The 14,560-nt window shown below is 71.9% G+C and carries 11 protein-coding genes; 2 read left to right on the top strand and 9 right to left on the bottom strand.

Going from position 1 to position 14,560, the window contains the following annotated elements; genetic code table 11:
• Window positions 1–112: 112 nt before the first annotated feature.
• The 3 genes from BLV24_RS00245 to BLV24_RS00235 are packed head-to-tail and all read right to left on the bottom strand — an operon-like array spanning window position 113 to window position 3,194.
• Window positions 113–1,186, bottom strand: a complete 1,074-nt coding sequence (locus BLV24_RS00245; protein ID WP_245710312.1) for a phosphotransferase family protein — start codon at window positions 1,184–1,186, stop codon at window positions 113–115.
• A complete protein-coding gene (locus tag BLV24_RS00240; RefSeq protein WP_092679149.1) occupies window positions 1,183–1,920 on the bottom strand; it encodes an SDR family NAD(P)-dependent oxidoreductase in 738 nt (245 codons plus the stop codon). The genes BLV24_RS00245 and BLV24_RS00240 overlap by 4 nt, the downstream gene beginning before the upstream one ends.
• Complete coding sequence (locus BLV24_RS00235; protein WP_092679148.1) at window positions 1,917–3,194, bottom strand: acyl-CoA dehydrogenase family protein; 1,278 nt, start codon at window positions 3,192–3,194, stop codon at window positions 1,917–1,919. Before BLV24_RS00235 ends, BLV24_RS00240 begins: the two co-directional genes overlap by 4 nt.
• A gap of 167 nt (window positions 3,195–3,361) precedes the next feature.
• On the opposite strand from BLV24_RS00235, the gene BLV24_RS00230 reads away from it, so the two are divergent.
• Complete coding sequence (locus BLV24_RS00230; RefSeq protein ID WP_176954573.1) at window positions 3,362–4,315, top strand: LysR family transcriptional regulator; 954 nt, start codon at window positions 3,362–3,364, stop codon at window positions 4,313–4,315.
• 120 nt (window positions 4,316–4,435) lie between these two features.
• Here the strand turns inward: BLV24_RS00230 and BLV24_RS00225 are convergent, their stop codons facing one another.
• The 5 genes from BLV24_RS00225 to BLV24_RS00205 form a co-directional block, all read right to left on the bottom strand.
• A complete protein-coding gene (locus BLV24_RS00225) occupies window positions 4,436–5,320 on the bottom strand; it encodes an amidohydrolase family protein (protein ID WP_092679146.1) in 885 nt (294 codons plus the stop codon).
• Window positions 5,321–5,335: 15 nt separating this feature from the next.
• Window positions 5,336–6,811 (bottom strand): MmgE/PrpD family protein, encoded by a 1,476-nt coding sequence (locus BLV24_RS00220; protein WP_176954572.1) that lies wholly within the window; start codon window positions 6,809–6,811, stop codon window positions 5,336–5,338.
• The gene (locus tag BLV24_RS00215) at window positions 6,808–7,953 is read right to left on the bottom strand and encodes an acyl-CoA dehydrogenase family protein (RefSeq protein WP_092679145.1); all 1,146 of its coding nucleotides are present in this window, start codon (window positions 7,951–7,953) and stop codon (window positions 6,808–6,810) included. The genes BLV24_RS00220 and BLV24_RS00215 overlap by 4 nt, the downstream gene beginning before the upstream one ends.
• The gene (locus BLV24_RS00210) at window positions 7,950–10,277 is read right to left on the bottom strand and encodes a TRAP transporter permease (protein WP_092679144.1); all 2,328 of its coding nucleotides are present in this window, start codon (window positions 10,275–10,277) and stop codon (window positions 7,950–7,952) included. The genes BLV24_RS00215 and BLV24_RS00210 overlap by 4 nt, the downstream gene beginning before the upstream one ends.
• Before the next feature lie 208 nt (window positions 10,278–10,485).
• Window positions 10,486–11,454, bottom strand: a complete 969-nt coding sequence (locus BLV24_RS00205; protein WP_281242859.1) for a TAXI family TRAP transporter solute-binding subunit — start codon at window positions 11,452–11,454, stop codon at window positions 10,486–10,488.
• Between the two features lie 276 nt (window positions 11,455–11,730).
• Here BLV24_RS00205 and BLV24_RS00200 point away from each other — a divergent pair, with 276 nt between their 5' ends.
• Window positions 11,731–13,200, top strand: a complete 1,470-nt coding sequence (locus tag BLV24_RS00200; protein WP_176954570.1) for a class I adenylate-forming enzyme family protein — start codon at window positions 11,731–11,733, stop codon at window positions 13,198–13,200.
• 95 nt (window positions 13,201–13,295) lie between these two features.
• Here BLV24_RS00200 and BLV24_RS00195 read toward each other — a convergent pair whose 3' ends face one another.
• The gene (locus BLV24_RS00195; protein WP_092679142.1) at window positions 13,296–14,555 is read right to left on the bottom strand and encodes a glycerate kinase type-2 family protein; all 1,260 of its coding nucleotides are present in this window, start codon (window positions 14,553–14,555) and stop codon (window positions 13,296–13,298) included.
• Window positions 14,556–14,560 lie beyond the last annotated feature (5 nt).

The raw sequence follows: 14,560 nt of genomic DNA, 5'->3' as shown, positions 1-14,560 counted from the left end.
CCTTGCGGCCCTTGCGGCCCCGGCGCCTCGTGGCGGGCGCTCATGTCCCCCTTCGCGGGGGTGTGGTCACGCGGCGCGCCATGGGGCCGCCACGCGGTCGGTTGGGGCGGCCTCAGCCGCCGATGCGATGCAGCGCGCGGCCCAGCAGCGCCACGGCGGTCGCGTGAAGCAGATCGCCGGTCGCCTTCGGGGCGCGCCCTTCGCAGGCGCGGGCATAGGTTCCTTCGAGGATGATGGCCAGCCGGAAACAGGCGAGCGCGACATACCAGCGGATATGATCGAGCGGGCGCGGCGAGATCTCGCCATAGCGCGCGACCAGTTCGTCGGCGGTGGGAAAGCCGTCCCACGGCTCGACCTTGAGGACCGGCAGCTCGGGCCCGCCGGAGCCGGGATAGCAGGCCACGATCCAGCCGAGGTCCACCAGGGGATCGCCCAGCGTCGCCAGTTCCCAGTCCACGATGGCGGCGAGCTCGCCCGAGTCCGGGCGATACATCACGTTCGCGAATTGATAGTCGCCATGCAGGATGCCGGGGGCCGAGGCCGGCGGCAGGTTGGCGCGCAGCCAGTCGGCGACCCGGTCCACCCCCGGCAGCCCCGCCCGGCCCGGCCAGGCCGCATGGCGGGCGTAGTCGTCGAGCTGGGCCAGCCAGCGGTCCGCCTGACGTTCGAGATAGCCCTCGGGCCGGCCGAAATCCGACAGGCCCGCCGCCACCGGATCGACCGCATGCAGCGCCGCCGCGCCCTCCACCAGCGCGAAGCCCATGCGGCGGCGGATGGCGGGGTCGCCGCGATGCAGGGCCGGGAGGCCCGCGACGGCGTTGAAGCCCTCGACCGGCTCCATCAGGTAGAAGGCGACGCCCAGCGGCGCGGGGTCCGCGCAGGCGGCGATCAGGCGCGGATGCGGAACCGGCGCCTCGGCGAGGGCGGCGAGCACGCGGGCCTCCCGCTCCATGGTCCGGTTGGAGTTTTCGCGCGGGACCGGGGGCGGGCGGCGCAGGACGTAGTCGCGTCCCGACCGCCGGAAGCGGATCAGCACGTTCTGGGTGCCGCCCGCCAGCGGTCGGGCGTCCTCGATCCGCCCTTCGCCCAGCCCCTGCAGGTCCATCCACCCGGCGAGGCGGGCGAGGTCGACGCCCGCGACCTCCCCGCCCGACACCTTCCCGACCTGCGCGACGGCGTGGGTCAAAGAACCAGTCCTCCGTCGCAGATGATGGTCTGGCCGGTGACGTAGCTCGCCAGCGGCGAGGCGAGGAACAGGCAGACGCCGGCCATCTCCTCGGGCTGCCCGAAGCGCCCCATGGGGATGCGGGCGCGCATGGTCTCCGCGCGGTCCTCGCGGTCGGTGGTGACCCGGGTCATGCGGGTCGGCACGAAGCCCGGCGCCAGCCCGTTCACCCGCACCCCGCTTGCCGCCATTCCCTGCGCCAGCGTGCGCACCAGCGCCACCGCCCCGGCCTTGGAGGCGGTGTAGGCCGGGTTCCCCACCGTGGCGTGGAAGGCGGCGGTGGAGCTGACCACGATGACCGAGCCCTTCGCCGTCTCCAGCATCGGCTGGAACCTGCCGATGATCGCCATGTTGGAGGTCAGGTTGACGTCCAGCACCTCCTGGAAGCCCTTCACCTGGAACTCCGCGCGGCGGTAGAGCACGTGGCCCTGGCAGCAGACCAGCACGTCCAGCCGATCGAAGGGCGGCGCCCAGGCCTCCACCGCGTCGAAGTCGGAGACGTCGACCTGGTGGTAATGCAGCCCGGTCATGTCGGAGCCGGGCGCGTCGGCATAGTCCTCGGCGGAGGGTTTGCGGGCCCAGACATGCACCTCCGCGCCCCGCGCGCGGAAGGCCTGCGCGGCCGCGTTGCCGATGCCGGCGCTGCCGCCGACGACCAGGACGGTCTTGCCGCTGAAATCGGTGTCCGCGATCATCCGGCGGCCTCCGGCCCGGCGTTCGCCCCCGCCTTCTCCAGCACCTTCCAGCGCAGGTAGTCGGGGAACATCTCGGGGTTGGGCGTGTAATCCTTCAGCAATTGCCGCGCGACGACGGATTTGTGGACCTCGGTCGGGCCGTCGGCGAGGCCGATCATGAAGCTGTTCATCAGGTGATCGGTGAACGGCGCCTCGGTGGTCAGCCCCAGCGCGCCGTGCAGATGGATCGCCATCGACGACACGTCGTGCAGCACCTTGGTCATCACCACCTTCACCGCCGACACGTTCTGGCGCAGCGCCTTCCAGTCATGACCCTGATCGGCGAGCCAGGCGGTCTCCAGCACCATCAGCCGGAACTGGCGCAGCTGGATCCAGGCGTCGGCGATCCGCTCCTGCACCATCTGCTGCTTCCACAGCACGTCGCCCTTGGTCTGGCGCGACACCACCCGCTCGCAGGTCATGTCGAGGCACTTGGTGGCCTCGGCCAGCGCCCGCATCGCGTGGTGCAGCCGCCCGCCGCCCAGCCGCGTCTGGGCCACCGCGAAGCCGTCGCCGCGCCCGCCCAGCAGGCCCTCGGCCGGCACCCGCACGTTGTTCCAGCGGACATGCGCGTGCTCTTTCTCCGCCTGGCCGTGATAGCCGTATTCGCGGATGAACTCGATGCCCGGGGTCTTGGCGTCGACGATGAACATCGACTGGCGGCGATAGGGGTCGTTCGCGTCGGGCTCGGTCTTCACCATGATGATGTAGAAGGCCGCGAACTTGGCGTTGGAGGAGAACCACTTCTCCCCGTTGATCACCCAGCCGTCGCCGTCCTGCTCGGCCCGCGTCTCGATCATCAGCGGGTCGGCGCCGCCCTGCGGCTCGGTCATCGCGTAGCAGGACACGATCTCGTTGTTGAGCAGCGGCTTGAGCCATTTCTCCTTCTGCTCATCGGTGCCGTAATGGGCGAGGATCTCGGAGTTGCCGGTGTCCGGCGCCTGGGTCCCGAAGACGATCGGCCCGAAGCGGGAGCGGCCGAGCTGCTCGTTCATCAGCGCGAGCTTGAGCTGCCCGTAGCCCTTGCCGCCCAGATGCGGGCCGAGGTGACAGGCCCACAGGCCCCGCTCCTTGACCTGCGCCTGAAGCGGACGCACCCGGCGCTTGAAGCCCTCGTGCTCGATGTTCCACTGGCTGGGCAGGATGTGGTCCAGCGGCTCGACATGCTCGCGGATGAAGGCGCTGATCCAGTCGAGCTCGCGCTGGAATTCGGGGTCGGTTTCGAATGACCACATGGGGGGCTCCCTCCCTGATGCCGCCGCTTGCCCGTGGGGTCGACCGCGACCGGGACGGCGTGTTTTTCGCAGGGAACATCGCGCAGGGGCGGGGCGCTTTCAAATATCGGATTCTGACCCTATCATTCGGCTTTGGTTATGGATCGACTTGCAAGGGAGCGCCCCGGATGGACCTTGACGCAACGCCGTTCAGGGCCTTCGTCAAGGTGGCGGAGCACGGCTCCTTCACCCGCGCCGCGTCGGAGCTGAACATCTCGCAGCCCGCCCTGTCGGCGATGATCAAGGAGATGGAGCGCCGCCTGGGCTTCCGCCTGTTCGACCGCACGTCGCGCCGGGTGAGCATGACGCGCGAGGGGCAGGCCCTGCTGGTCAACGCCAAGCGGGTGGTGCTGGAGCATGACTGGGCCCTGCAGCGCGCGCGGGAGATCCGGTCCAACGACCTGCGCCTGGCCGTCCCGAACATGGCCCCGATGATCGCCGAGCATGTGGCCCTGACCGAGGCCTTCGCCGCCTTCCGTCCGCAGGCGCGGACCGATGTGCTCGCACTCGCGCCCTCCCGCCTTTACCGGGCGGTGCGCGACGACCAGGCGGACCTGGCGCTGACGCTCGAACCCTCCGCGCAGGAGGAGCTTTCGCCGATCAACATGACGCTCGGCGCCGAGTTCGAGACGCAGGTCCTGGCGACGCGCCCGGTGGGGCTGCTGGCGCCGCCCGGCCATCCCCTTGCCGCGTCCGGCCGGGCGCGGGAGACCGCGCTCAAGGGCATGCCGATCGCGGTGGTGGGGCGGGCGCATGGCGGGCCGCTGGCCTCCGCGATCAGCCGCTGGCTGACGGAGCTGGGGGCCGATCTGGTGCGCAGCGGCGAGGCCGACGCGATCTCGCTCATGCGGCTCGCGCTGCGCAGCGGCGTCGCGGCGGTGGACATCGGCTGGTTCGACATGGCCCGTCCGGTCGTGGCGCCGTCGCTGAGGCCCGTCGTCATCGAGGGCCGCCGCCTGGCGAGCGACCTGGTGATGATCCGGCGCCAGCGCGCCCCGCGCCTTCTGGCCGAAACCTTCTGGCGTTTCGCGGAGGCGCGCGCCGGAACCGGCGCGGAGGCGCCGAGCCTCGCGGCGACCTGAAACCGGGACCGCGCGAGGCGAAGATCGCGCCGCGCGGGTCCGGAAGGCGGCGGCGGCCCCGGATCGCGTCCGGCGCGCGCCTTCCCGCGGACGGGCGGCCGCCTTCGCCGTCGGACCGTCTCAGCCGTCGGAGAGCTTCACGCCGCGCTCCTCAAGCTTGTAGAGCTTGATGACATTGTCGCGGAACAGCTTCCTCTTCGCGACCTCCTTGAGCCCGAGCGCCTCGATATCCGCGGTGGTCCGCTCGAAGTCCAGCACCGGGAAGTCGGTTCCGAAGATCACCTTGTCCTGCCCGAAGCTGTTGATGTAGCGCACGAAACTCTCGGGCCAATAGGGCGGACGATGGGCGTCGCAGCCGATGAAGACGTTCTTGTGCTTCCAGGCCATCGCGATCATCTCCTCGGTCCACGGGATGCCCACATGGATGCCGACCAGCTTCAGCTCCGGCAGGTCGCAGGCGACGCCGTCGAGCGTGATCGGCCGGCCGACCGAGCGGCAGGGATAGTCGGAGGCGTAGACCATCGACTGCCCGATCTGGAGCTGCACGGGGACGTCGAGCTCGATGCATTTGGCGTAGAACGGATACCAGCGCGCGGCGTCGGGCGCGATCTCGAACCAGTGCGGGTAGCCGTGAGCGCCGATGAAGCCGTAATCCTCGACCGCGCGCTGGAATTCCCACACGCCCTTCATGCCCTCGGTCGGGTCCAGCCCCGCGAGCCCGAAGAAGCGGTCGGGATGGGCCTTCACCGCGCGCAGCACCACTTCATAGGGCAGATGCCAGGTCGAGCGATGGCCAAGCCGGCCGACCTTGGGGGCGACGAGGAAACCGCGCTCGATCCCGGCGGCGTCCATGCGGCGCAGCATCTCGTCGATCTCGATGCCCCTGGAGGTGGCCTGGTCCACCTTCATCTTCTCGACGAAGAAGCCGTCGCGCCATTCGGGACGGTGGGACATGACCTCTTCGGTCCAAAGGTTGACGACGGCGTCGATGGCTCCGGTGGGCATGGGTCTCGTCCTTGATCAGGCGCCCGCGACGGCGGCGCCGCAGGGCGCGAGCGCGTCGTCGATCAGGCTTCGGGTGGGTCCGGCCCCCCAGACGGGGACCAGGAAGCGTTCCGCCCGGGCGAGCAGCCCGGCGCGGTCCAGCGGCGTGAGATGGCCGCCGGGAGGGGTCAGCAGGGTCGGGTCGGCGGCGGAACCGTAGGCGAGCCGCCGCTCGGCGCTCAGCCGCGCGCCGTCGACGAGCCGGACCGTCACCCGCGCGCCCAGCGCGTCGGGATAGTCCGCGACGAAGGGCTCGGCCGCGCGCATGGCAGTGCGGGCGGTCAACGCGTGCAGCGCCGCGTCCGTCGGGCGGGCCAGCAGCCCGGGCGAAAGCGGGCCGCGCAGAAGGGTCGAGGCGACGCACCACGGCACGCTCATCAACCGGTCGTAGAGCTCGTCGCGCGCATCGGGGGCGGCGGCGAAGGCGAGCGCGAGGGGGTAGGTCTCGATCTCCACCGCCGCGATCCGGTCGGGGTCGTCGGGCAGCCCGGCGCGCAGATCCAGCGCGGCCTCGACCGCCGGCTGGACATGACGGCAGCCGGGGACGGGCTTGAAGAACACCAGGTCGAGCGTCTCTCCCGCCCAGCCGGCCGGGTCCGGCGTCGGCGCGGCGCGCCCCGCGAGCAGGGTCAGCAGGCCGTCGGCGCCGGGCCGCCCTTCCAGCACCGTCGACCCGCCGTCGAGGCCATGGGCCGCGAGGCGGGCCGCCTCGTATCCCGCCCGGGCCGCCAGCCCGCCATGGAAGGGAACCGCCGAGCCATGCAGCCGCAGCGCCTCATAGGCCGCGACCGGAGCGGTCACCGCGGCGATGGCGACGGCGCGCCCAAGCGCCTCGGCGTCGAGGCCCATCAGCCGCCCGCAGGCCGCCGCCGCGCCGATGGCGCCCATGGTGGCGGTGGGGGCGGCGCCGCGCAGGCTCTGCTCGGGATGGGTCGCGGCCGAAAGCCGGTTGGCGACCTCGTAGCCCAGCGCCAGGGCGGTCAGGATCTCCCGCATCGGCTTGCCGCGGCCCGCGACATGCGCCGCCGGCACGATGGCGGACGAGGGGTGGTTGCCGCCGCGCCCGAAGCCGTCATGCAGTTGCAGCAGCGCGCCCAGATAGCCCAGCGCCACCATAGCGCCGGAGGCCGACAGCCCCCGGTCCAGGCCGGGGACGCGGACCGGGCCGTCCTCGGCGAGGCTGGCGGCGGGGGCGGCCTCCGGCAGGGTCGCGCCGGCGGCGGCGAGGGACAGGAAGTCGACATAGCACAGGGCCGCCCTGGTCCGGCGGGCGGGGGTCAGATCCGCCCAGGCCAGGCCGGCGGCGAAGGCGCCGATGCGGCGCGCGAGGGCCGGGGCCGGGGGCGGGGCCGGGGCCGGGGGCGGGGCCGGGGCCGGGGGCGGGGCCGGGAACGGGGGCGGGGCCGGGAACGGGGGCGAAGCCGGAGACGGGGGCGGGGCCGGATCGCTCACAGCCCCATGCTCCGCGCGATCAGGCTGCGCTGGATCTCGTTGGCGCCCTCGCCGAAGGAGAACAGCCGCGCGTCGCGCCACAGCCGGCCCATCTCGCTTTCGGCCGCGTAGCCGGCCGAGGCGAGGATCTGCATTCCGTGATGGGTCGCGTATTGCAGCGCCTCGGAGGCGATGACCTTGGCCTGCGACGCCTCACGCGTCGAATCCCGCCCCGTGGCGATCAGCCAGGCCAGATGCCAGCACGCGAGGCGCGCCTGGTCGACGCGCATCTGCATGTCCGCCAGCCGGTGCTGCACGGCCTGGAAGGCGCCGATGGGCCGGCCGAACTGCACCCGTTCCTTCGCATGGGCCAGCGCCAGGTCCACCGCCCGCTGCGCCGCGCCGACGCAGGAGGCGGCGAGCCCCCCGCGCCCGTATTTCAGCGTCTGGGACATGGCGGCGAAGCCCTGCCCCTCCGCCCCCATCAGCGCGTCCTCGCCGACGTCCACATTGTCGTAGAAGACCTCGAAACTCGGCATGCAGTTGTTGCCCAGCTTGGGGATCGGGGTCATCGACAGGCCCGGCGCGTCGGTGGGGACCAGCAGGGCCGAGATGCCGGCATGGCGGGACGCCTCGGGATCGGTGCGCGCGATGGTGACCAGGTGGCTGGCGCCCTGCGCGTCCGAGATCCAGGTCTTTCGCCCGTTCAGCCGCCAGCCCGACGCGGTGCGCGCGGCCTTCAGCTTCACCCCCGCCGCGTCGGAGCCGGCGTCGGCCTCGGTCAGGGCGAGGGCGAACAGCAGCTCTCCCGCGATCAGGCCCGGCAGGAACGCCTCGCGCTGGGCGGGACTGCCATAGGTCATCAGCGACATGCCGCCGAAGCCGATCACCCGGTTGAAGATCGAGGCGGCCATGCGCCCGCGCAGGCCCATCCGCTCCTGCACCAGGGCGACGGTGCGCCAGTCGGCCTCCAGCCCGCCGAACGCGGCCGGGAACGGCAGGCCGAGCAGGCCGAGCGCGCCCATCTCGGGCAGGAGGTCGTAGGGGGGCGCATGGCCCTCGTCGCGGCGGCGTTGCTCTTCGGGCGGAAGGCGGCGGGCCATGAAGCGGTCGACCGTCTCCAGAATGGCGAGCTGTTCGTCGTCGGGCTGGAAATCGATCATGCGGCGGACGCTCCCATGGGCGCGGCGCGGCGACGGGCGAGGCCGAGGACCAGGGCCGACATCGCCACCAGCAGGGCCGAGAGCACGGCCATCGCCACCAGCCAGAGAACGGGGTCGCGGGACTGGAGATGGGCGCGGCCCAGAAGCTCCACCGCCGTGGCGAAGAGCGCCAGCACCCCCCAGCCGAGCCAGAGCGAGCGGCCCGGATGTTCGGCCACGCCGCCAGGGGCGTCGGCGACCCGGGCCAGCGCGTCGAGCCCGGCGGGGCCGGCGCCGGGCTCGCCCCCGTCCTCGGCCGCGGCGCGGCGCAGGCGGCTGGCGGCGAGACGGGCGAGAAGCCCGGTCGGCGCGGGCGCGGGCCCGGATGCGCCGCCGGCCGGCGCTTGGGCGACGGGGGCGGCCCGTCGCACGGCCCGTCGCGCGGCGCGGCGGGCGGCGAAGCGGTGGTCGAGCAGCACCGCCGCCCCGACCACGGCGAGCCCGCCGAGGTCGGTCGCGCGTTCCGGCGCGATCATCAGGAAGGCGCCGGCCGTCATGGCCATGCGCGCCGGCGTCGACAGCGGCGCGAACAGATAGCCCACGAAGGCCGCCGCCAGCGCCGACAGGCCGATGGCCGCGGTCGCCGTCGACCAGATGATGGTCAGCGGATCGCCGATCATCAGCAGCGCCGGCTGGTAGACGAACATCACCGGGATCACGAAGGCCGCGACGCCGAGCTTGGCGGCCTCGACCGATGCGGCCAGCGGATTCGCCCCCGCGATCGGCGCCGCGGCGAAGGCCGCCAGCGCGATGGGCGGCGTGATGTTGGAGACGACGCCGAAATAGAGCGCGAACATATGCGCCGCGATGTCCGGCACCCCCGCCGCCCGCAGGATCGGGATCACGGTCGCGACCATGGTGATGTAGACCGCCGAGGAGGTCATCCCCATGCCCAGCACGATGGCCATCAGCCCGCTCATCAGCAGCAGCAGCCACAGATGGTCGCCCGCGACCGAGATCGCGCCCTGCGTGACCTGGTAGCTGAGCCCGGTGGCGAAGATCGCGCCGATGATCACGCCCGCCGCCGCGGCCGTCGCCGACAGCGAGGCGGTGGCGCGGGCCGCGCCCTCCATCGCCTCCATCAGCCGGATCGGGGTCGGCCAGGTGGCGCGGCGCGCGAAGCCCATCACGAAGGTCCCCGCCAGAGCGATCACCGCGACCAGCACGATGGAGAACCCCGCCGTCAGCCCGCCCACGATCAGCGCCATGGGGAACAGCAGATAGCCCTCGCGCCGCATCACCGTGCGGAACACCGGCAGCCGGTCCCGGGGCAGCGCGCCCAGGCCGGTGCGCTTCGCCTCGAAATGCACGGCGAGGAAGATCACCAGGAAATAGAGCGCCGCAGGGATGATCGCGGCGATGACGATCTCGACATATTCCATGCCCAGGAACTCGGCCATGATGAAGGCGATGGCGCCCATCACCGGGGGCATGATCATGCCCCCGGTGGAGGCCGCGGCCTCGGTCCCCGCCGCGAAGGCGGGACGGTAACCCAGCCGGCGCATCAGCGGGATGGTGAAGGCGCCCGTGGTCAGCACGTTGCCGATGGCCGAACCCGAAAGCATCCCCATCAGCCCCGACGAGATCACCGAGGCCTTGGCCGGCCCCCCGGTGCGATGCCCGAACAGCGAGAAGGCGAGCCGCAGGAAGAAGTCGCCCACGCCCACCACCGCCAGAAGCTGGCCGAACAGGATGAACAGCACGACATATTGCGCCATCACCGCGATCGGCGCGCCGAAGATCCCGCCGTCGCCCACCACCAGCGCGCGCAGCAGCGTCAGCGGCCGTGCGGGCGGGCCGTAGAACAGGCCCGGAAAATGGTCGGCGAACAGCGCGTGGCACACGAAGAACCCCGCCACGATCAGGATGATCGGCCCCAGCGTGCGCCGCACCGCCTCCGCCACCAGGAACAGCGTGGCGAAGGCCGCGAACAGGTCCGCGTCCGACATGATCACCTGGCGCAGGGCCCAGCCGTCGATGGTCGTGACGTAGTACCAGATCAGCCAGAGCGACGCGGCGAGGAAAACCGCGTCGAGGATGGTCCAGGCGTTCCACGGATCCGCCCAGCCGCGGCGCAGCGGAAAGGCGAGGAACACCAGCGCCAGCGCCAGGCACAGATGCACCATGCGGAACAGCATCGCCGGCGGCGCGCCGTAGATCCCGGCATAGAGGTGGATCATGGCGAAAAGCGTGGCCAGCACGCCGATCAGGAAGGCGGTGATCCGCAGGGGCGCGGACGCCTCGCCGGAAAGCGCCTGGAACGCGGATCGCGGGGTCGCGGTCATGGAAGGGCTGGAGCTCCGAAGCGATCGCGCGGCGGCGCGGCGAGGCCGGGGCGGCGACGGGCGCCGCCGTCAGGCGAAGGGATCGAGGGCGGCGAGGCCGCGCCCCGGACGAAGGCCGGGCCGGGAGCGGCGGCGCGGGCGGACCGCTCCGCCGCCAGGCGGGGGCGACGGGGGGCGCGCGGCGAGACCGCCGCGCGCCCCCGCGGCGTCACTCGGAGATGCCGGCTTCCGCGTAGTATTTCGCGGCGCCGGGATGCACCTCGATCGCCTTGTTCTTCAGCATGATCTCGGGGCTGATCTCGTCCGCGCCGGCGAACAGGTCGTGGAACTCCGCATGATGCTCCACCAGCACCTGGGTGATCTTGTAGACCAGCGCCTCGTCGAGATCGGCGCTGACCACCAGCTCGTTGGAGACGTAGGGGACGGTCACATCCTCGGCCTGCCCCTCGTAGGTGCCCGCCGGCACCACGCCGGAGGACGCGCCGGGCAGAAGGTCGGCGTATTTCGCGGCCGCCTCGGGCGAGAAGCCCAGCAGCGTGATCCCGGGCTCGTTCTCGACCTGCATCAGCAGCGAATAGGGCGCGGGCCCGGAGAAGAAGCCCACGTCGAGCCGGCCGTCCTGCATGGCGCCGGCCTCGTCGCCGTAGCCGATCTCCTCGATCACGCCGCCGGCCGCCTCGATCGCCTCGAACGAGGTCCCGTTGGCCTCCAGCGCGGCCACGATCATCGGATAGAAGATCGAGGTCTTGTTGGCGCCCCAGACCCGGTATTCGCCGTCGTCGAGTTGATCGAGCGAGGTGAGCCCCGAGCCCGTGGTCGCCGCCGGCTGGAACAGCGCGCCGTAGAGCGTCATCAGGTGGCGGGCCTGCGGGGTGGGCACGCCCAGCGAGCCTTCGCCGCGCTGCACGATGGGCGAGAGGAACGAGTAGGTCAGCATCATGTCGACCTCGCCCTGCGCCATCAGGGCGAAATTCGCCTCGGTGCCGCCGGCGACGGTGGTCGCGTGGACGCCCTCGATATTGGCGTTGATCAGGTCGGCGATCTTGGCGCCGACCACGGGATAGGTGCCCGCGAGGCCCGAGCCGATGCGCACGAAAGTGTCCTGCGCAAAGGCGGGGGCGGCGCCCGCGGTCGCCAGCGCGGCCGCGGCCGCCATCATTCGAAAGGTCGTTTTCATCGCTCGTCCCTGTCGCTGTTCATGGGCTCCACGCCGGCTGCGCGCGCCTCTCGTCCAATACTCCCGGCCCCTTGCGAAGCTCTTTGTCCAGACGTTGTTGCTGAACCTGGCAAGCTGTGTCAATGATAAGTCAAGTTTAGGCCCATCTTTGATACAGGCGGCGGCGCGGCTCCGGTCTCGCCCCCGCTCCGGAGGAGCTACATGAACGACGCAGGCGCAGGTTCGGCCACCCCTGGCTCCCCGGCCACGACAGGGCGCGGGACGCCGGCGCGGGGAATGGATTCGGGCAATCTCGCGGGGATTCTCGACGTGCACGCCCGCACGCGCGCCGGTCACACGGCTCTGGTTTTCCATGATCGGGAATGGACTTACGAGGATTTTGCGCGCGAAGTCCGCCGTCATGCCCGGCATCTCGTCGACACCGGCGTGCGCGCCGGCGACCTGGTCGGCGTCTCGCTCGAGGATTCGCCCCGCACGCTGTTCGTGCTCTTCGCGCTGGCGCGGATCGGCGCCATGTCCCTGCCGATGGACGCGCGCTGGAGCGAGGTCGAGCGCACGCGCCTCGTCGCGTTCTTCAAGCCGCGGCTGGTACTGTCCGACTCACCGATCGCCCCGGTGGACCGCGAGACGGTCATGCGCGTCGACCCGGCCTGGGATGCGGCGGTGATGGCGGCGCAGGACGACGCGCCCCTGGCTAGTGGTCCGGACCTTCCGCTGCTGGTGTCGCTGTCCTCCGGGACCACCGGGCGGCCGACCGGTCCGATGGTGACGCATGAGCGGATGTTCGCGCGGTTCATGTCGCAGACCGTGTCGCTGACCTTCAACGCCTACGACCGGTTCATGACCGCCACGCCGCTCTATTTCGGCGGCGGGCGCACCTTTTCGCTGTCGCAGATCGTGCTGGGCTCGACCCTCGTGCTCTGCCCGCCTCCTTATTCGCCCGAGGCGCTGGCCGCCGAGATCGCGCGCACCCGCGCCAACGGCGTGTTCCTCGTGCCCACCCTGCTGCGGCGGCTGCTCGACCTGCCCGAAGAGGTGCAGGCGTCGTTCCGCGGCCTGCGTCTGCTGATCTCGTCCGGCTCGCCCCTGCACCGGCATGAGCGCGAGCAGGTGCGCGCGAAGATCACGCCCAACTACTACGAATACTACGCCTCGACCGAGGGGGGCGGCGTCTCGGTCCTCCCCCCCCAGGATCAGGAGATCCGGCCCGAGAGCGTCGGGCGGCCGTCCTTCCGGGTCGAGGTCGAGATCGTGGGCCCGGACCACAGGCCCCTGCCCGCGGGCGAAACCGGCATGGTGCGCTATCGCGGCCCCGGCGTGGCCGACAGCTTCTTCCGGGACCCGGAGGCGTCGGCGACCGCGTTCCGCGACGGCTGGTTCTATCCCGGCGATCTCGGCGCGCTGGACGCGGACGGGTATCTGACCCTGCGGGGCCGGGCGAAGGACATGATCAACCGCGGCGGCGTGAACATCTACCCGCAGGAGATCGAGCAGACCCTGCAGGGCATGGAGGAGGTCGCCGAGGCCTGCGTCTTCCCCCTGCCGCATGCCGAACTGGGCGAGGAAGTCTGCGCCGCGCTGGTCCTGCGCGACGGCGACGGGGTCGATGACCTGAAGGCCCGCTGCCGCGCCGAACTGGCGAGCTACAAGGTCCCCTCGCGCTGGTTCGTGATGGAGAGCCTGCCGAAGAACTCCGGCGGCAAGGTGGTGAAGGCCGAGGTGGCCCGCATCGCCGCCCAGGGCTGAGCGCGACGCCGGAGCGCCAGGCGCCGGATGACGGCGCCCGGTTCGACCGCGAGCCGGCGGGAGAGATCGGCGCGCCCGCGTCCCCGCCGGCGCGTTCAGCCTTGGATGAGGATCGCCCGGAAGTCGTTCACATTGGTCAGAGTGGGCCCCGTCGTGACCAGACCGCCGAGCCGTTCGAAAACCGTGAAGCTGTCATGCGCCTCAAGCATGCGGCGCGCATCGATGCCAAGGCGGGCCGCGTCCCTCACAAGGTCGGGGCCCGCGATCGCGCCTGCGGCGATTTCGGTCCCGTCGATCCCGTCGGTGTCGACCGCAGCCGCGGAGATGCCGGCATGGCCATCGAGCGCGAGCGCAAGGGACAGCAGGAACTCGGTGTTGCGCCCCCCTCGCCCGGGGGCCTCGTCGCCCACGGTCACCGTGGTCTCGCCGCCGGAAATCAGCACGGCGGGCGGGGGGGCGGGCGTCCCGTGGCGCGCCACGGCCCTGGCGATGCCGGCCATCGCGATGCCGACCTCGCGCGCCTCCCCCTCCAGCGCATCGCCGAGAAGCACGGGCGTCACGCCGGCGGCCCGAGCCACCTCCGCCGCCGCTGCAAGCGAGCCCTGGGGCGTGGCGATGAGACGGTAGTCGGGCGCGAAATCCGCAGCGTCCGGCGACGGCGCGCGCAGCATCGCGTCGACCGCCTCCGGCAGCCCCCCGCCGAGCTTCGCGGCAAGATGCGACAGGTCTTCCCGTGCCGTCGGATCCGGCACGGTCGGCCCCGAGGCGATCGCGCCGGGATCGTCGCCCGGCACATCGGAAATCGCCAGCGTGACCAGCCGCGCCTGTCCGGCGGCGCGCGCCAGACCGCCGCCCTTCACCTGCGAAAGGCGGCGGCGCACCTTGTTCATCTCGGAGATCGACAGGCCGGATGACAAAAGCAGCCGATTCACGGCGATCAGATCGTCCAGGGCGAGAGGCGGCCTCGGCAGGGTGAGCAGCGAGGAGCCGCCGCCGGAAACCAGCGCGAGCACCAGATCGTCGGCCCCGGCCTCGGGCGCCGCGGCCATGATCTCCGCCGTCGCTTCCTGCGCCGCGGCGTCGGGGACCGGGTGCGACGCCTCGCGCACCGTGATCCGGTCCGTGGGCGTCGCGTGCCCGTAGCGCGTCACGACCACGCCGGACAGATCGACGTCGGGCCAGGCTTGCTCCACCGCCCTCGCCATGGACGCGGCCGCCTTGCCGCCGCCGACCACGATGCACCGCCCCCGAGGCTTTTCGGGAAGGTGACGGGCGAGCGCCCGCGCGGGATCCGCCGCGCCGATGGCGGCCTCCAGCATCCGTTGCAGCAGGTCGCGGGCGTCGTCGTCCGTCATCGCGA

This window comes from Albimonas donghaensis, assembly GCF_900106695.1.
Classification (GTDB): domain Bacteria; phylum Pseudomonadota; class Alphaproteobacteria; order Rhodobacterales; family Rhodobacteraceae; genus Albimonas; species Albimonas donghaensis.
The sequence above is the reverse complement of the archived record's forward strand: the minus strand, read 5'-3'. Positions and strand labels throughout refer to the sequence as shown.